The sequence below is a fragment of the Pirellulales bacterium genome (assembly GCA_036490175.1).
GTDB lineage: Bacteria > Planctomycetota > Planctomycetia > Pirellulales > JACPPG01 > JACPPG01.
This window is the reverse complement of record DASXEJ010000008.1, coordinates 1-18,066: the sequence shown is the minus strand read 5'-3', so window position 1 is coordinate 18,066 and position 18,066 is coordinate 1. Positions and strand designations below refer to the sequence as shown.

Below are 18,066 nucleotides of genomic sequence, written 5' to 3'. Positions count from 1 at the left end.
CGGACCATTTTCCCAGGTCCGGACAGCATCCACAGGGTGTTAGCAGCCGCAACCGTGACCCGCTTTGTGCAGAGTGACTTTTGGCCACGACTTTGCCAAAGAATCGCGTTATCGCACGTGCGGTCAGTGTGGCGTAGATGCCGATGATGCGTGTGGCAACGTTTGATCTTGTTCTACGACCCACCCCGCCCACAGCCACCAAGCCGATTCCCGCCGGCACGGTGCGCCTCAAGAAGCATGCCCCAATCTCAAGCACATCGTCTGCGCCCCGCTGCGCTCCTCGCGGCGACCCTGTTGGCAATGTTGGCCAGTAGTGTCGCCGCGCAGGAGGCCCTCCGCTTGCCATCTGTCAGCCCGACGGGTTGGCAGCCCGAGCCAATCCTGCCAGGCGCCGCAGCACCAAGTGGATATCCGCCCCCCACGAGTCCGCCGCCACCAGCCAACGGTTCGTCAGGGATCAATCCTCTGTCGGGCTCGGGCATGGCCAGCTCGCTCGACGAGCCTACCGTGCTCGGCTCGAGCGTGCCGCTTGGCGCGCAACCTCCTGTCCGACCGCCCAGTCAAGGTGAGACGGCGCTGGCCTACGGCCCGAGCAGCGACTTGCCGTGGTCGTGGCACGTGATGCCCACCGGCCTGATGTACCGTTCGTATCTGGCCGGCGTCAAGGAACCGCGCCTCGGCACGACCTGGGGGACTGACACGCAACTTGGACCTTATCACGATACGCGCTTGGATACGCCCTTCGTGGGAACGGCATGGGATTCTACGTTAGGTGCACGCGTGGGCATCCTGCGCTACGGCACGCCCAACGCCTATCGGCCCGAAGGCTTTCAGGTCGACCTTACCGGCTCGGCTCAGCCACGGCTGAATCCTTTTGGGGCGAGCACGCCGCTGTTGTCGTGCGATTACACTGTCGGCATTCCGGTCACGTACGCCCAAGGACGTTGGCAATACAAAACCGGCTACACGCATCTCAGCTCACACATGGGTGACGAGTTGATGATTAACAACCCGGCGTTCGCGGCACAGCGAATTAACTACGTGCGCGACTCAGCCATGCTGGGTATAGGCTGCTTTGTGACAGATAATTTGCGGCTGTTCGGCGAGTTCGATTACGCCTTCGGACACGAAGACGGCGCCCAGCCGGTTGAGTTGCAGTGGGGGCTCGACTACAGCCCCGCCCGAGCCGGAGGCGCTCCGTTCTTTGCCCTCTACGGTGATCAGCGCCAGGAACTGAAGTACGGCGGGTTTATCGTCGTGCAGGCCGGCTGGCAATGGCGCGGCGGCTTGGCTCTCAGCACGTTCCGCATCGGCCTGCAATACATCAACGGCAAAAGCTCGCAGTTCGAGTTCTACAACCAGTTCGAGCAGCGCATCGGCTGGGGCATCTGGTACGACTTTTAGAACTGGCTAGCGCGAGGCACTCCTGCCTGTCAAAACGCCTTGCCCGCCATCTGTGCTTCAGCCCGGGTCGTATCCCAAGTTCGGCGCCAACCAGCGCTCGACCTCGGTGATCGTCATGCCTTTGCGACGGGCGTAATCTTCGACCTGATCACGCGTCAGACGATCGACCGCAAAATAGCGCGCCTCGGGATGGGCAAAGTACAGGCCGCTCACGCTGGCCGCCGGGTACATGGCAAAATTCTCGGTGAGCGTTATATGTGCGTTGCGCTCGGCCGATAGCAGGTCGAACAAGGTTCGCTTTTCGGTGTGGTCCGGGCAGGCCGGATAACCTGGCGCCGGGCGAATACCGCGATAGCGCTCGTCGATCAGGTCCTCGGCCGACAGCTTTTCCTCGAGCCCGTAGCCCCAGTCGCGGCGGGCGCGGTGATGTAGCATTTCGGCAAAGGCCTCGGCAAATCGATCGGCCAACGATTTCACCAGGATCGCCCCGTGATCATCGTGCTCGGCCTCGAAGCGGCGCACCAGTTCGTCAGTGCCCAAGCCAGCCGTGACGGCGAACGCGCCGATGTAGTCGTGCCGCTGGCTTTCGACCGGCGCCACGAAATCCGCCAAAGCGTAGTAGGCCTTTTGCCCCTTGCGCTCCCATTGCTGACGCAGCGTATGGAAGCGGGCGATTTCGCGATCGCGCCGCTCGTCGGAGTACACCGCGATGTCGTCTCCCAACGACACGGCCGGCCAGAAGCCATATACCCCGCGCACCGTAAGCAGTTTCTCGGCGATGATCCGCTTCAACAATTGCTGGGCGTCGGAAAACAGCTCCCGCGCCGCCATGCCCACTGTAGGATCGTCGAAGATCTTGGGATACTTGCCGCGCAGCTCCCAGGCCTGAAAGAAAGGGGACCAATCGATAAAGGGAACCAGTTCTTCCAGTGAAACATCTTCCAGCAGGCGAATGCCCTGGAACGACGGTACGTCGATTCGTACGTCCCGCCAATCGGTGGCAAAGCGAAGCCGACGTGCCTCGTCGTACGATACCAGGTTGACCTGTTGCCGCTCCTGGTGCGACTGAACGAGTCGCGCTTGCTCGGTTTTATTTCGCTCCGCGAATTGCTCGCGTGCCTTGGGATTCAATAACTTTTCGACAACTCCCACACTGCGCGAGGCGTCCAGCACGTGTACCGTGGCCTGGCTATAACTGGGAGCGATCTTCACGGCAGTGTGCTTGGCACTGGTCGTCGCTCCGCCGATCAATAGTGGCGTCTGGAAGCCTTGCCGCTGCATCTCGCGGGCGACATGCACCATCTCGTCGAGGCTGGGTGTGATCAGGCCGCTGAGCCCGATCAAGTCGACCGCCTCCTTGACGGCCGTTTCCAGAATCTTCTCGCAAGGGACCATCACGCCCAGATCGATCACTTCGTAATTGTTACAGCCCAAAACCACGCCGACGATGTTCTTGCCGATATCGTGGACGTCTCCCTTGACCGTGGCCATGAGAATCTTGCCGCGAGCCTGGCCGGCTTTGCCGCCGCGTGCTTTTTCCTCTTCCATGAACGGCATCAAGTACGCCACGGCGCGCTTCATCACGCGGGCGCTCTTCACCACCTGTGGCAAAAACATCTTCCCCTGGCCGAACAGGTCGCCCACGATCTGCATGCCGGCCATCAACGGGCCCTCGATGATTTCCAGGCAGGTGGCATACAGCTGGCGGGCCTCTTCGACGTCCTTCTCGACATAGTCCGCGATGCCACGCACCAGCGCGTGTGACAGTCGTTCGTTCACATCCCCTTCGCGCCAAGAGAGATCCGCGGTAGCCCGCTTCGTTCCTCCCTGCTTCACCGTCTCGGCAAACTCGACCAATCGTTCGGTGGCGTCCGGTCGACGGTCGAAGAGGACGTCTTCGACACGTTCCAGCAAATCACGCGGAATATCCTCATAGACGGCAAGTTGCCCGGCGTTGACGATGCCCATGTCCAACCCAGCGCGGATGGCATGATAGAGAAACGCCGCGTGCATTGCTTCGCGCACGGGATCGTTGCCGCGGAAGGAGAAGGAGATATTGCTCACGCCGCCCGAGACTTTCGCGCCAGGGCAGACTCGTTTGATTTCGCTCACAGCCTCGATGAAATTGATCGCGTAGCGATTGTGCTCCTCGATGCCGGTGGCAACCGTAAGAATGTTCGGGTCGAAGATAATGTCCGTCGGCGACATGCCTACCTTGTCGATCAGCAGCTTGTACGCGCGCTGGCTGATGCGAACCTTTTCTTCCTTGCTGGTGGCCTGCCCTTGCTCGTCGAAGGCCATCACGACCACCGCGGCACCGTAACGATGCGCCAGCCGGGCGTGATGCAGGAACTGCTCTTCTCCCTCCTTGAGGCTGATCGAGTTGACGATGGCTTTCCCTTGCACGCAGCGCAATCCGGCTTCGATCACCGACCACTTCGAGCTATCGACCATGATCGGCACGCGCGAAACGTCGTGATCGGCAGCCACCAGGTTCAGGAATCGCGTCATCGCCGCCTCGCCGTCGAGCATGGCCTCGTCCATGTTCACGTCCAGAACATTGGCCCCCCCTTCGACCTGACCTCGCGCGACCGCGACAGCATCCTCGAACTGTCCCGCCAGGATCATGCGGGCGAATTTTTTGGAGCCGGTTACATTGGTCCGTTCGCCGATCATCGTAAAATTGCTGTCCGGCCGCAGCGTCAGCGGCTCCAGGCCGCTCAAGCGCGTCAGCGCCGGCAATTTGGGTCGCTTCCGCGAAGGCTTGTCGCTAACCGCCGCGGCAATCGCGCGGATGTGTGCCGGCGTAGAACCACAGCAGCCGCCCACCAGGTTCAGCCAACCGTTCGAAGCGTAATCGGCCAACGTCCGCGCCATTTGTTCCGGTGTTTCATCGAAGCCGCCAAAGGCATTCGGCAGACCGGCATTGGGATAGCAACTGACGTAGACGGGCACGATTTGCGATAGCTCTTCCAGATAAGGGCGCATGTGCTCGGGGCCCAGCGCGCAGTTGATTCCGACCGAAAGCAAGTCGGCGTGCGAAATCGACGTCCAGGCCGCCTCGATCGTTTGCGCCGAGAGCGTGCGCCCACCTTGAAAAATCGTGATCGACGCCATCACTGGCAGCCGCACATCGTGGTCGACAAAATACTTATCGATGGCAAACAGGCAGGCCTTCAAGACCAGCGTGTCAAAGGCCGTCTCCGGCAGCAAAATATCGACGCCCCCTTCGACGAGCGCCCCCACCTGCTCGTAATACATCTCGACCATCTGCTCGTACGTGGCCGGACGATACGCGGCGTCGTCGACATTGCCTGCCACCGAAAGCTGAGCCTTGGTTGGCCCCATCGAGCCAGCCACGAATCGAGGCCGCCCAGGCGTGCGGCTGTTCATTTCGTCGACGGCTCGGCGGGCGCAAGCCACGGCGGCCAGATTGATGTCACGCACATAGGCCTCGAGACCGTAATCGGCCATCGAGATCGAATTGGCGTTGAACGTATTGGTCTCGATGATATCCGAGCCCGCCTCGAGGTACTGTAAGTGAATCCGCTCGATGGCCTCGGGCTGTGTGATTGATAGCAGATCGTTGCACCCTTTCAGGGACGGAAACGAATGCTCTGCGAACTGCTCGCCGCGGAAGTCCTGCTCGCTCAGCTTGAGCGTCTGAATGATGGTTCCCATCGCGCCGTCGAGCACCAGGATCCGCTCGTCCAGAAGCCGTTCGAGGATTTCCCGTGTGTGCGGCTGATTCGCAATGGCCATGCTAACTGCTTCGTAATGTGGGGTTCTGGAACGGGGATGCGATGACGTGTCAGAGCGGGCGACGCGCGCTCGGCGATCAGCGCCCGAGGGATCATAAAGCGGCGCGCGAGACCGCGTCGCTTAGATTCAAATCTCCCATGTCGCCAGGTCTCGGGCAACCCATCCGATTGTAATCGCTGGCACCCGCATGACGGTGATGTTTAGAGCGGCCGATCGGCATTCCGCCGTTGCTGGCATGGGCCGCGGAAGGCCGTCCAGGGTGAGCCAGCACTCTGGGGGACGTGCCCCAGCTTACCCAAAGCTTAACATCGCGACAGGGCTCAAGATCGGTATATCCAGGACCGATAGAAACTTCGGGATACTAGCGTCCCTGCTCCCCATAACGGGCGGCAAGTGCCAGGGTCCGGGCTCACGTCGCGCGTGACGCCCGAGGCGGCAAGAGTCACACAGTTTCCCGCGCGATTCGGTGGGCCATGGAAAACGCGCTTGCGTCTCGGACACCCAGTCTTTACGTCCCCCTCAATGGTGGGCAGGGTCTGGGGGCGGCCGTCGGCCGCGATCAGTACGTGTTGCTACGGATTCCTGATTGCTCAACGCGCTTGGCCGCGGCGCCCGAAGACGTCCACGCCGAGTCGTTGGCCATAGCCATGGGCCTGCGCAAGTTGGTCGCCCTGCTGCGAGGAATCGCCACGCCCTGGCGGCGCCCGCGCAACGTGGTTACAGCCATTGCCAGCATCGGTTTTGTGCTATTCGCGGTCGCCCTATTCGCGGCCACGCGGCAACATGGCATTGATCATGCCGAAGGCGACCGGCACGACGCCGCCGACGCGGCGCCAGAATGGGAAACGGTGGTGGAGGGGCGCCAAAGTTCTTCCGGTGCAAACTCTTCGGCGCATGTGGTCGACGAGGCGCCGCCATTTGCAGGAGCCGACGCGAATCAGGGCCGTCCGAATCAGCCGGGTGCGATCGGTAAATCGCCGGAGACGCGTGCAACAAGCACCTCGGCAGCCGTCGGCAACCCGCGCAAGTCGGCCACGGCACATCTCGAACATAGAATCGAACGGGTTCCTACCCAGTATTAGGTTTCGATGAGTAGCCTCAACAAAGCGTTTATCAAGGCATTCGACAAAAGCACCGCGGCGGCTGCGCAACAGCCGCAGGGGCGCGGCCCGCATTTTCGTCCGACGCCTGCCAAGCCGACGACAGCCCGCAGCGACACGAACGCGCCGCCAGCGAGCGTGGTCGAAGCGAACGTAACGCGGCCACCCCACGCGGCGCACCGCGCGCTGGCCGGCAGCGCACTGCTGACGGCCACCCTGCCCGGACGCGCCCCCCCGGTGGCACCGGCGCCACCCGTTGTGCCGGCTACTGAAGCCGCCTCGACGATCTCGGCCCCGCGCAGCACGACAGCGTCAGGCGCGCCGCCAGATTCGACGCCGAAGTCGACTGCGGGCCGGACTCCCGTTCCGCCCCCAGTACCCATTACGATCGTCGACTCGGCGCATGCGGGTGTCCGCGCTCCATATGCCAACTTCGTCGATCCACCGCAGCCCGTCACTACCCGGCCGACGGCCGCGCCACCCTTGCACGCCGCTCCTGCACCGGCTGCAAAAAGCCAGGCCCCTGTGGGTCCACACGAGACAGCGGCATCCGAGACGGCGCCGACACAAACCGGATCGATTGAGAGCGCGAGTAGTGGCGCCGCGCCGAACGTAGCAGCGGCCGCTGGGGCAATTCCGTCCAGCCCCGCCTCCATCGCCAGCGCACCGATTAATCCACGCCCAGTCATTTTGCCCATCTCTGGGCCATCTCCCATCTGGCGTCCTGTTTTCGAGGTGACGAGCTTCACCTGGCCGGAACTCACCGAGGTGTTGCTCGAAGCGGCCGCCGCGCAGTTCCGTACTGCCGCCGGCGACCTGGCCGAAGCGTGCCGGCGACATCGCAAGCTGGTTGCCGTTACCGCCGGCCATCGTGGCGAAGGATGTACCGTCGTGACTTTGGCCCTGGCCAAAGCTCTGGCCGAGTTGGATCAACGTGTCATCCTGGTCGACGCCCATTTCGAGGCACCGGGTCTGGCCGATAGCCTCGGCGTAGCAACCCAAGTGGGCTGGGAAGAGACGCTCACAGGCGAAAAGTCTCTGACCGAAGCGATGGTCGAATCACTGGAAGATCGCCTAACCGTGCTGCCACTGAAGCAAGCGGCAAATCCTGAATGGCGATTGAGCGTGGCGCGGCTCAAAGCGGCCTTCGACGAATTGCGACGCCACGCCGATGTGGTGCTGGTCGACGCCGGACCGTTTGGCGCCGATGGCGACCGCAGGAATTTGGTCTCTTGGGCCGGCCCGTGTCGCGTCGATCGCGCCTTGGTGGTACGCGACCTGCGCACGACCGGCGACGACGAGACGGCCGAGATCGAGCGACGCCTACACGGCTGCGGTATCGCACAATGGAACTTCGTCGAGAATTTTGCCGCCGCGTAAAAGTATTCCGGAGCAGATTGCCCCTGGGTGCCATGCTCGCGGGCCTTGTATGTCCGCTTTACAGCATTGCCGCGGCGCGCGGCGCCATGACGCCTCGTATGGGACAGTGACGCCACGCCAACACCTGGCCACCCGCCATTCCTGACAACAGGCACGAACGATGTACGAATCCTATTGGCGATTTCAGAGCAAACCATTCACGGCCGGCGTCGACACGCGTGCTTATTACCCGTCGGAAACGCATCAGGGCGCGCTGCTGAAGTTGCGCTATGCGGTCGAAAACCGGCGCGGTGCCGCGTTGTTGGTCGGCCCCTCCGGCTCGGGCAAGACACTGCTCGTACGACTTCTTGCCGACCAACTTGGCGACGAGTTTCGGCCGCTGGCACACCTGGTGTTTCCTCAAATGCCGGCGGCCGATCTGCTGGCGTTTCTCGCGGCCGAGCTGGGCGCCGGATCCGCGGAACATAGCGAAGGCCGAGTCGCGTCGGTCGAAACCAGCGTGCGCCGCATTCAACACCGTCTGACCGAAAACGCCCAGCAAGGAAAGCACGCGGTCGTTGCGATCGACGAGGCCCACCTGTTGGATGGCAGCCGGGCCTTCGAGGCCATTCGTCTGCTATTGAACTTCGAGACCGCGGCCGGCCCGGCGCTAACGTTATTGCTGGTCGGCCAGACCGCGCTCGTGCCGATGTTCGCGCGGATGCCGCAGTTAGAAGAACGACTGGCCGTGAAATGCATGCTGCGACCGCTGGCTGTCGAAGAAACCATGGCCTATGTGCAGCATCGGCTGGCCGTGGCCGGCAGCGATCGCACGATTTTCGAACCGTCGGCGACCGAGGCCTTGCACCATCTCTCGTGCGGAATTCCGCGGCAAATCAATCGTCTGTGCGACCTGGCACTTTTGATTGGCTTTGCCGAAGAGCAATCGTCGATCGGCGCCGAACAGATCGAGGCCGTGAGCCAGGAACTGGTCAGCGTGGCCACCGAATAGCAGGCCGCCGACGCGCACGTAGCACGCCTCGCGCCGCGCGGCATCACGCCCAAAAGTCTGTGGCCGGTGGTTCGTCGGCCAGCATCCAGGGGCGGCCGACCGCGGTGGACAGCTCGCGTTGCGGATCGATGCCGAGCGCGTGAAATATCGTCGCCGCCAGTCGCGCGGGTGAAATCGGCCGATCGATCGGGTAGGCCCCCTGCTTATCGGTCGCACCATAGTAGGTGCCGCCGGGCAATCCGGCGCCGGCCAACAGGACAGAAAACGCGTCGGGCCAGTGATCCCGCCCGGCCCCGGCGTTGATCTTTGGCGTGCGGCCAAATTCGCCAGTCACGACGACCAGTGTTTCGTCCAGGAGCCCGCGCTCGTGCAAGTCTTCGAGCAAGCCGGCCACGGCTGCGTCGGCCGGCGGCAGGCGATGGTTCTTGAGGATTGCAAAATTGTCTTTGTGGCTGTCCCAATTGCTCGCCGGTTCCAAGAGACTCGACAGGCAATTGACGTGGACCAGGCGAACGCCTGCCTCGATCAGGCGCCGGGCCAAGAGGGCCGATTGTCCGAGCTGCGTGCGGCCGTAGCGATCGCGCACCGCGGCAGATTCGGCATCCAGGTCAAACGCCTGTCGCGCATGCCCCGCCGATAGCATGTCGAACGCCTTCGCGTGATAACCGTCGAAGTCATGAATCGTGGGGTCGCGTTGCAAATCGACGCGCGCAGAGTTGAGACTCTCGAGCAACGTGCGACGACCGTAGAACTGGGCCGCATCGAACGCCTGCCCTAGCCCCAGGTCGACCGGCTTGTAATCGTCACGATTGGGATCGCCGCCGGGCACCAAAGGATCGAACCGATTCCCCAGGAAGCCGGCGTTTTGCCCCGAGCGGAACTGGCCGTTGACAACCAAATATTGCGGCAGCATCACGAACGGCGGCATCGGACAACCGCGCGCCGCCACGGCGGCGATCGACGAACCCAGGTGGGGATGATCGTCTCGCGTGCCAATGTCGGCCAGATTCGACGCGCGCGGATACGCGCGACCGGTCGTCATTTGATACGCGCCGCTGGGATGTCCCGTGTCCTTGTGTGCGAGCGACCGGATTACGAATAACTTGTCGGCTTGGCGTGCCAGCAGTGGCAAATGTTCCGAGATAAACATGCCGGGCACCCCGGTCGCGATGGGGCGGAACTCGCCGCGAATCACGGCCGGCGCATCGGGCTTCATGTCGAACGTGTCGAGGTGCGATGGCCCTCCCTTGAGCCAGATCACGATGCAGCTCTTCGCACGCCCAAACGATGCAGGGCGCGACGGAGGGGCGATCGTTGCCAGGGCACGACCGCGCAGCAAATCGGCCAACGATAACCCGACGAGCGAGAGGCCACCTGCTGCAATAGCCTGGCGACGGTTGCAAAATGTCGACGTGCTCGCGCGCGGCAAACGATCCATCTGCGGCAACCTCGCTCGCGAGTTTTGCGGTCTGCGAAGCAGAAAAAGTGGTTGATCCCTAGCGGCATGCTGATGGTTCGCTGCGGCACCGTCAAGCGCGTTCCCGAGGTCGAGTCGTTAGAATGGCGGAGTGCCTGCCTCTTCGCACCGTGCGAATGTCGCTTTTTATCATTCAGCGTACCCTCTTTGACGGCCGTCATGCCCAAGCCTACCGATATTCGTCTCGTCGAACTATCCACCCAGACCGAACGATATGCCTACCGCACCCCAATCAAGTTCGGCGGCCGGGTGGTGACCGATGCCGTGATCTACGACGTGCAAGCGACCGTCGAGACCCGTGATGGCCGCCGTGCCACGGGCCTGGGCTCCATGTCGATGGGTAACGCCTGGTCTTGGCCCTCAAAAGCAACCGGCGGCGATGACACGCTACGGGCCATGCTGCGCCTGGTCGACCGCACGGTCGAGGCAGCACGCGACTATCGCGGCGCCGGCCATCCTCTCGAGATCACGCACGATCTGTCTGGCGATCTGCAATCCTTGGCCGACAGTGTGCAGCACGAATTGCAGATGGGCGAGCCGATGCCACGCCTCGCGCAATTGGTATCGGCCAGCCCGCTGGAAGCGGCCATCCACGATGCCTATGGCAAAGTATTGGGTACGAACTCGTACAACCTACTTGGCCCGGATTTCGCCAACCGAGATCTTTCCGCGTATCTAACGTCAGACTTTCGCGGCGAGTATCTGGATCGCTACACGCTACGAACGCCGAAACCGCGGATGCCGCTGTATCACCTGGTCGGCGCGCTCGACCCGTTGACAGATGCCGAAATTGCCCGCCGTATCGCTGATGGACTGCCCGAAACCTTGTCGGAATGGATCTTGGCCGATGGATTGACCCATTTAAAGCTCAAGCTCAATGGCGACGACTTGGCCTGGGATGTCGAGCGCGTCGTGGCGATCGAACGTGTCGCGGCCGAGGCCCAGGCGGCACGTGGCTGCCGGTCATGGCACTATTCGCTCGATTTCAACGAGCGCTGCGCAAGCGTCCAATATGTGCTCGATTTTTTGGCGAAGGTCCAAGAACGTTCGCCGGCGGCGTTGGATCGGGCTCAATACATCGAGCAACCAACGCATCGCGACCTGAAGGCTCATCCCCATAATCGCATGCACGCCGCGGCCAAAATCAAACCGGTGGTGATCGATGAATCGCTGGTCGACCTGGAGAGTTTGCTTTTGTGTCGAGAGCTCGGTTACTCGGGCGTAGCTCTCAAGGCGTGCAAGGGGCATAGCGAGGCGCTATTGATGGGGGCCGCGGCACAGAAGTTCGGCATGTTCCTGTGCGTGCAAGATCTGACCTGCCCGGGCGCCTCGTTCCTGCACTCGGCAACACTCTCGGCACGGATCCCCACCATCGCCGCGATCGAGGGGAATGCACGCCAATACTGCCCGGCAGGCAACCAGGGATGGGCCGATCGTTTCCCAGGCATGTTCCGCCTGAGCGACGGCACACTGGAAACGGCTGTCCTGACCGGCCCGGGCCTCGGGTTCTAGGCATTTGGCCACCCCAGCGCAGGCTCCCCGGACCGCCTGTCGCAGTATGGCAACATCTGCGTCTCAAAAGTAGAGACTTTTGCCCACACCCGTTGCAGGCATCTGCCTGCTCGCTGTGCAAGCCGTTAGGATTGCACGCCCTCGATCGACAGAACCGGTGCGACCAAATTCTCTTAGCATCCAATGCTGTAATGGTTTACGTGCTGATGGCCTAGAATCGTTCACGAATCGGCACGCCCATTGCTGTACAGCGGTGTCGCCCATCCAAATCGGATCACCGGGAATGGTTGATCCACAGGCGGTCTGGCCGGGCAGTGTCAAGGAAAAGGCCATTAGTCGTTACCCGCCTGTAGGAGAGGGAGTCTAGCAATGGTGTCTGGGGTCAAGCCATTTAGTGACGAGGACGATCGAGACCTGGAGCGAAGAATCACATCGTTTCTCGCCGATCGTCATGTCCCCGCGCTACGCCAATTGCACGTCGCCGCCAGTCAGGGAACGGTAACCCTGCGGGGCCGGGTACGAAGCTTTTACGAAAAGCAGCTGTGCCAAAACGTTTGTCGGCAAGTCAAAGGTGTGGTGCAGTTCGTCGACGCCGTGGTAGTGGCGTAACGCAATCGCGAGCGGCAAATGTTTGCCGTTCGTAGCCGGCTGGTCCGTCTGGAACTCGACGGGCCAACTATCCGGGGGGATAAATCGAGTTCCGCTCGCAAGAGACTCAATATCGTGTCACCCGCATATATCTTGGCCGGACTATTGGTGGTACTCGCAGTAGCCATCATGTTCTAAGTGCCAACCGACAACCTGTTCGTCGCCGGCTAAAGAAGTTCGCCGGTCCTTCGGATGACTGATCGAGTTCCGCAGGAATTCGGCAGACCACCGACGATCGAAGACAAAAAGCTAGGCGCCCGAAGCCGCTGGATTCAGACCCTGAGTCCCCCTTCGCCCCCCCCTCATAGCGGCTTCGGGCGTCTTTTTTTCTTGGCCCTGAATCTGTCTCTGGGCATCTCGGTAACCTCGATTCCAATGTGTAGGCGTTTGTCGGCCTCTTCCGCACCAACTGCCGCCACGGCTAGACTTGAACATTGGAAGGGGGCTAGCGACGCGCTCTGTTGGTGAGTCGCACCAAAACGCCTTGCACGCCTGGCTGCCCCCAGCGATCACGCCGTGACGGCTGTGAAGGTGCCTCGTGCAAGTCCCCGCTAGAACTTTGTCACATCCGGGAGGCGGTTGGGCGGCATCGTTGCTGGCCATCGGCTGTGGCATATCGATTTGGGGGTCTGTGGCGCGAGCCGACCTGGTGATCCTCTCGAATCGCTCGCCGACCAGTGTGAAATTCTCGGCCGCAGGCACCGCGACCAAAGGGCACGCCTACGAATTGGCCAGCGGCGACCTGATCCCGTTGACCTGTCCCACGGGAGGTAAACTTCGCATCGCGTTCATGTCGGCGGGCGCCCGCCGGGATTACACGCTGGATGGAAATTCGATCTACTTTTTCCATCGCCCTCAAGAAGGCAACCGACTGGACATTGAACAGATCGCTATTATCGAGCCCTCGCGCAAAGCGCAGCCGACCACACAGACGACTGAAAAACAGTCCGCGAAGTCGGCGGAACCCGAGCCGGCCATGCGGCCCGCGCTTACCAAGGTGACGGTAAAAATCCTGGTTGACGACGACGAGAAGGCCGTCCGATCCTTGTGGGAGCAGCGGCTCCGCAAGCGGATCGCCGACGCCTCGAAAATCTTGGAGAAATACGCCGGCATTACCCTCGAGGTCGTGGCCTGCGAAACGTGGGAGACGACTGACACGATTCAGGACTTTGACGGTCAATTGCGCGAATTCGAACACACGGTCAACGCCGCTCCCGCGGATCTGGCGATCGGCTTCGCCAGCCAATACTCGGTCGTCACCGGCCGAACGCACCTGGGGGGCACGCGCGGTCCTTTTGCCAAACACATCATGTTGCGCGAATGGTCGCGCCACGCCTCGGAACCCGAACGGTTGGAGCTGTTGGTCCACGAATTGGGACATCGCTTTGGCGCCACGCACAGCCCCGAGCCGATGTCAGTCATGCGCGCGGTACTGGCTGATCGGAAGTCCGTCGCGCGCGGATTTCTGATCGTGTTCGATCCGGTCAATGCTCTGGCGATGAACCTGGTGGCTGAGGAAATCCGCGACCACGACATCCAACACTTCTACCAGGTCAGCCCGCGTACCCGCGATACATTGGTGGCAATCTACCTGACACTCGGCAAAGCCTTTCCCGAGGACCCGGCGGCTTCGATCTATTTAGCGTTGCTTGGCGAATCTCCCCCCGCCACATCGCGCCCGGCCCAAAGCCGAATTGCATCGCTGGCGGACGCGGCACGTCTGGTACGCGACGCGGTGGTCGACGCGGCAGATCGCAATCGCCGTCTGCCGCGCATCGCACCGGCCGATGCAGGGCAGGTCCGCCTGGCGGGGGACGCACTGACCGAGCGTTACGTGCGCGCGGCGGCCCTGGCAGCGCTCGAGTTGCCCGAAGTGCATCGTTACAGGGCGTTCACGCTCGGCTTGGCCGTGGCGATCGTGGATACGGATTCGTTCATGTCCAACAGCCTGACGCGTGACCTGATCGGACGCGTCGAGAACGCCTCCGAGCGGGCACGCCGCCTGGACGTCATTGGCGCGCCGACGCTATTGGAACGCAACGACCTGGCGCGACATTTCTTTTTCTCGGCGGCGATCGCCACGCTCTCCAGCTCTGCCATATCCGAATCGGCCGGTCTGCTGAAAGAGATGCAAGACTCCCAAGGGAAAAGCGGCTTCAGTTTCACAGACCTGGCGGCCGACCTGGCCGGTATCGCGCTAGCCGATTACATCCGTGGGTCGGATGCCCACCTGCGCGAGATGGCAGATTCGTTTACCATTGCCGAGTTCATGCCCAGCTTGCAGGACCTGCGCGAAGGGCTGAGCTTCGCCGCGTTCCACGAAGCCTACGGCACCAGCTCCGATCCGCGGTTTCTCAAAGAGGTCAACCAAATACGCGAGCGAGTGAAACAACTGCCGGTGTACGCCAAAGCGGCTGCCGCCGATGGCGCCCGTAAGCAAGGTGGCAGGCGCTAGGGCAGCGTCACAACGCGAATTTCAGTCGCCAGGCTTCACTTCTGATAGACGATCTGTCCGGCCAGAATCGTGGTGCGAATAGTCAGGCCTTCGTTCGTATTTGGCGCCTCGGCCCGCGCAGGGTCAGGCGCTGCCTGCCCGGTTTCAGCGCAATCGCGCACGTTGTTCAAATCCGCAGGTAGATCGAACAGCACCAAATCGGCGGCAGATCCCGCTTCCAGGCGACTTGCCGCAATGCTCAGCAGCGTTGCTGGCGCGTGCGTGGCCATGCCGACAGCCTCGGTCACGTCCAAACCGGCGAAACGCATCACGTTTGCGATGCCAACGCCAATAGGCGCGCTGGCGCCGGCCAATAGTTGGTCCTGTCCGGCAATCACCAGGCGGCCGTCGGCCAAAATCTCGAGCTCGCAGCCGCTACTCGTGTAGCGGCCGGGCGACAAACCAGCCAGGCCGGAAACGTCGCTAACCAGCAAACACCGGGCCGTTGTCTTTGCGCGCAAGAACGTCTTCACGACCTCGGGGGGCAAATGATGCCCGTCCACAATCAAGCTGGCCCACAGTCGATCCTCGGCCAGTTGATCCCAAAGATAATTCGGATGCCGCCGCAGCATGCGATGGGCACCATTGCCCAAATGCGTGCTCAGCCGGGCGCCGGCATCGACGGCGGCGCGAATCTGCCTACCGCTCGCCCCGGTATGACCGATCGCCACGGTCACGCCCGAGGAGACAACCCGCGCGATGAACGCGGGCGCCTCGTCAAACTCGGGAGACATTGTAAGCAGACGCACGCGACCACCGGAGGCCTCTTGCAGCGCCACAAACTCCGGCCAACTCGGCCGGCGACAGTGCTCGGCCGGGTGGGCGCCACGAGGTCCGTCCTCGGTTGAAAAATACGGCCCTTCCAAGTGAACGCCGGCAACTGCCTGATTCACATCAGGGTATTTTTCACAGGCAGCACGAATCGTGGTCACGCCATGCGAGAGCACTGCGAGGCTTTGCGTCGTTAGTGTGGGGCAAACGCGCGTCACGCCAAAAGCAAAATGCTGTCGTACGATGTCGGCAACACGCTGCGGTGTCAGGTCGAGCGAGCTGAATTCCTGCCCACCGTAGCCATTGATTTGGATGTCGACAAATCCCGGTGAAACCCACGGAAGAGACGATTCTTCAGCATTGTCTACGGCCTGGGACAATGTTGATGCCGACGTTGATCCCGACAACGGCACGCCTGGACTCTGGACGCTTTCAATCCGCGTGCCGGCCATCGCTACGCGCACGATCTCGCCGGTATCGTAGCGGCGCGCGAGCAAATCCCAGCGATTCTCGGGCATGATAAGTGAGCAGAAAAAAGGGCGGGCAACGTATGCGTGACCGATTCTACCTTACACCGCGCGCGCCGCGGACGCCATTTGGTGGACGCACAGGCGCTGTCATCCAGCCACCCATATCGGCTGAGACGCGCGCGACCGACGTTCTCACTCGGCCCCCGACAGGACCTTGTGCAAATGAAAATGAAACTTGCCTAGCTTGCCGCCGTAGTTACCGGCGCTGATGGCGACAATGCGTGGCCCCGCGGCGGCGCGAACCCCGGCCGCCATGGCCGTGGCGATCGTCGGCTCGTCGGTCCCGTCGATCACCATTTCGTAGGCGCAGTTGGCACCGGGATGCAACTGCGTCGCGACGCGGCCACGCAGTGTTGGACAGAAGGCATCGGCCGTCGAGGCCCGCAGTTTTTTGTAACGCGATCCCACTTTGCTACCGCTCCGCGCGATGCCGCCGGGGAACGGGGTGATGATGCCCGGCATATCACGCAATGCCTCGACGGCGCGGCGCGCGGCAGACAATGCAGCCGGCAAGTCTTCCCCTTGAATGATCAGATTGCCCCCGGCGACCCCCTTTCCAATACCCAGCGTATCCTCGACCAGGAACTCACCATCCATGACCGGGACCCGCCAATAGCGGCGTCCCAGCAGCAGTTTGCTCTTCTGATAGCCATCGCCAAAGAAGCGGAGGTGGCTTCCGAGCGCAATGCGCTCTTCGCCGCCGGGAAGGCCGTCGTAAACGGCTGACGTCGGGCAGGTCATCAGGCATTGGCCTGCGCGATTAGGCACCGCCTTGGCCAGCGCCTCGATCGAAAACCCGAATACCAGCACAGCCACCCCAGGGCGACCGTCGGGAGTGTCGCTCTCGCCAAGCTTGTGCTCGATGCCGGCTTCCGCATCGCAGGCGATCACCGAGGCCGCGTAACCTGTGAATTCACCCACCGCGGCCTGCAACCAATGCTCGTCGTGCGCGGTAACCAGCAGCCGCGCGTAGCGCATGCGAAACGCCTCGGCGAAGGTATCCTCGATCTCGGTGCCGTCGATTTGCAATGTCGAACTCGCGGCGATTCGTGGTCCATTCGCCGCTACGACGATGAACGATGTTTGGGGCAGCGGCTCAGAGAGCAGATTATCGTCTGCGGCTCGGCGGCGGTAGGCTGGCAAGGCCGCCTCTGCGCGGGTAGTCCGCCCGTCAGGCGATGTCGCCCGTGGTGACGACAAAGGCAAACGGACGGCGTCAGAAATTCGGGCTATTGGCCGCGCCCACTCCCGAGGGCGTCGGCAGCGCCATTTCTTGCGCATCGGGCGGCGCCAGGCTGAGAACGATCAGCACGAAATCACGGAAAGTCTTCGCGTTGCCCGGCTCGACCCACAAGTAGCACTCCTGTCCGCAGCCCTGATAGCGTCCCACCAGACAGGCGCACCGCGGTACGGCCTTTTTATCGCAACAACTGGCCAACCAGGGCATCGAGTACGGATTGACCTGGCCATCTTCGTGTACTTCCACCAGCTTGAGCAATGCCTCAATCTTGTCCTGGGCCTGCTCAATAAGCCCCACATTGCGGCCCGGACGGTAATACGCGCCCACCGGCTCGACGGCGTCGTCCCCTACTTCGCCGGTAAGGCGAATAACCTCTTCCTTGAGGAACTCGAGCTTTGAAGGGGGGCCGCCAGCGCCACCGCCGGCAAACGAGCCCGGTTCGTACTTTTGTGGCCTTTCAGAGATCTCGTCGATCTCGTTGTAGAGCCCTTCGAGATCGCCCTTGATCCGGTCCAGGCGTTCCAGCCTATGTTCACTGGCGCCCTGCTTCATCGTATCGATCATGTCTGTGGCCACACCCCGCGTCAGCGCGATGTGATAGCCCGAGCTAAGCTCGCAGATCTTGTCATAGGCCGTACGTTTGATCGAGCCATCGCCATCGAACGGATCGATGGCCTTGCGATAGGCGAGTTGCAGAACCTCGAGATCATCGGCCTCGACCACCGGATCGACGTTCCATTGATGGAGGATGTTGGTC

Annotated in this window: 12 protein-coding genes; 7 read left to right on the top strand and 5 right to left on the bottom strand. The window is 62.0% G+C overall.

The features are described 5' to 3' along the window. The first annotated feature begins 237 nt into the window (after positions 1 to 237). Complete coding sequence (locus VGG64_00440) at positions 238 to 1,404, top strand: DUF1207 domain-containing protein (GenBank protein HEY1598036.1); 1,167 nt, start codon at positions 238 to 240, stop codon at positions 1,402 to 1,404. A gap of 57 nt (positions 1,405 to 1,461) precedes the next feature. On the opposite strand, the gene metH is transcribed toward VGG64_00440, so the two are convergent. Continuing rightward, positions 1,462 to 5,166: a methionine synthase gene (metH, locus tag VGG64_00435; GenBank protein HEY1598035.1), complete on the bottom strand. Its 3,705-nt coding sequence runs from the start codon at positions 5,164 to 5,166 to the stop codon at positions 1,462 to 1,464. A 473-nt stretch (positions 5,167 to 5,639) separates the two neighbouring features. On the opposite strand from metH, the gene VGG64_00430 reads away from it, so the two are divergent. The 3 genes from VGG64_00430 (at position 5,640) to VGG64_00420 (ending at position 8,637) form a co-directional block, all read left to right on the top strand. Next, on the top strand, positions 5,640 to 6,248 hold the full coding sequence (locus VGG64_00430; protein ID HEY1598034.1) for a hypothetical protein: 609 nt from the start codon (positions 5,640 to 5,642) through the stop codon (positions 6,246 to 6,248). Between the two features lie 6 nt (positions 6,249 to 6,254). Further along, the gene (locus VGG64_00425) at positions 6,255 to 7,646 is read left to right on the top strand and encodes a cellulose synthase operon protein YhjQ/BcsQ (GenBank protein ID HEY1598033.1); all 1,392 of its coding nucleotides are present in this window, start codon (positions 6,255 to 6,257) and stop codon (positions 7,644 to 7,646) included. 160 nt (positions 7,647 to 7,806) lie between these two features. Next, entirely contained in the window at positions 7,807 to 8,637 is an 831-nt protein-coding gene (locus VGG64_00420; GenBank protein HEY1598032.1) for an AAA family ATPase, read from the top strand. Positions 8,638 to 8,680: 43 nt separating this feature from the next. On the opposite strand, the gene VGG64_00415 is transcribed toward VGG64_00420, so the two are convergent. Further along, on the bottom strand, positions 8,681 to 10,075 hold the full coding sequence (locus tag VGG64_00415) for a DUF1501 domain-containing protein (protein ID HEY1598031.1): 1,395 nt from the start codon (positions 10,073 to 10,075) through the stop codon (positions 8,681 to 8,683). A gap of 198 nt (positions 10,076 to 10,273) precedes the next feature. On the opposite strand from VGG64_00415, the gene VGG64_00410 reads away from it, so the two are divergent. From VGG64_00410 to VGG64_00400, 3 genes are all read left to right on the top strand, one after another. Next, positions 10,274 to 11,626: a mandelate racemase/muconate lactonizing enzyme family protein gene (locus tag VGG64_00410; protein ID HEY1598030.1), complete on the top strand. Its 1,353-nt coding sequence runs from the start codon at positions 10,274 to 10,276 to the stop codon at positions 11,624 to 11,626. Between the two features lie 369 nt (positions 11,627 to 11,995). After that, positions 11,996 to 12,235 carry a BON domain-containing protein gene (locus tag VGG64_00405; protein HEY1598029.1) on the top strand — a complete coding sequence of 80 codons (240 nt, stop codon included), beginning with the start codon at positions 11,996 to 11,998 and terminating at the stop codon, positions 12,233 to 12,235. Between the two features lie 670 nt (positions 12,236 to 12,905). After that, positions 12,906 to 14,729, top strand: a complete 1,824-nt coding sequence (locus VGG64_00400; protein HEY1598028.1) for a M12 family metallo-peptidase — start codon at positions 12,906 to 12,908, stop codon at positions 14,727 to 14,729. A 35-nt stretch (positions 14,730 to 14,764) separates the two neighbouring features. On the opposite strand, the gene VGG64_00395 is transcribed toward VGG64_00400, so the two are convergent. The 3 genes from VGG64_00395 to VGG64_00385 all read right to left on the bottom strand — a co-directional run. Further along, positions 14,765 to 16,057: an amidohydrolase family protein gene (locus tag VGG64_00395; protein HEY1598027.1), complete on the bottom strand. Its 1,293-nt coding sequence runs from the start codon at positions 16,055 to 16,057 to the stop codon at positions 14,765 to 14,767. Positions 16,058 to 16,201: 144 nt separating this feature from the next. Beyond that, positions 16,202 to 17,116 (bottom strand): formylmethanofuran--tetrahydromethanopterin N-formyltransferase, encoded by a 915-nt coding sequence (fhcD, locus tag VGG64_00390; protein HEY1598026.1) that lies wholly within the window; start codon positions 17,114 to 17,116, stop codon positions 16,202 to 16,204. 169 nt (positions 17,117 to 17,285) lie between these two features. Further along, a partial coding sequence (locus tag VGG64_00385) for a hypothetical protein (GenBank protein HEY1598025.1) occupies positions 17,286 to 18,066 on the bottom strand: 781 nt, incomplete at its 5' end.

Excerpts from the sequence above, each read along its gene's own strand:
- VGG64_00440 (HEY1598036.1), top strand. The coding sequence starts at position 238 with ATGCCCCAATCTCAAGCACATCGTCTGCGCCCCGCTGCGCTCCTCGCG.
- metH (HEY1598035.1), bottom strand. The coding sequence starts at position 5,166 with ATGGCCATTGCGAATCAGCCGCACACACGGGAAATCCTCGAACGGCTT.
- VGG64_00430 (HEY1598034.1), top strand. The coding sequence starts at position 5,640 with ATGGAAAACGCGCTTGCGTCTCGGACACCCAGTCTTTACGTCCCCCTC.
- VGG64_00425 (HEY1598033.1), top strand. The coding sequence starts at position 6,255 with ATGAGTAGCCTCAACAAAGCGTTTATCAAGGCATTCGACAAAAGCACC.
- VGG64_00420 (HEY1598032.1), top strand. The coding sequence starts at position 7,807 with ATGTACGAATCCTATTGGCGATTTCAGAGCAAACCATTCACGGCCGGC.
- VGG64_00415 (HEY1598031.1), bottom strand. The coding sequence starts at position 10,075 with ATGGATCGTTTGCCGCGCGCGAGCACGTCGACATTTTGCAACCGTCGC.
- VGG64_00410 (HEY1598030.1), top strand. The coding sequence starts at position 10,274 with ATGCCCAAGCCTACCGATATTCGTCTCGTCGAACTATCCACCCAGACC.
- VGG64_00405 (HEY1598029.1), top strand. The coding sequence starts at position 11,996 with ATGGTGTCTGGGGTCAAGCCATTTAGTGACGAGGACGATCGAGACCTG.
- VGG64_00395 (HEY1598027.1), bottom strand. The coding sequence starts at position 16,057 with ATGCCCGAGAATCGCTGGGATTTGCTCGCGCGCCGCTACGATACCGGC.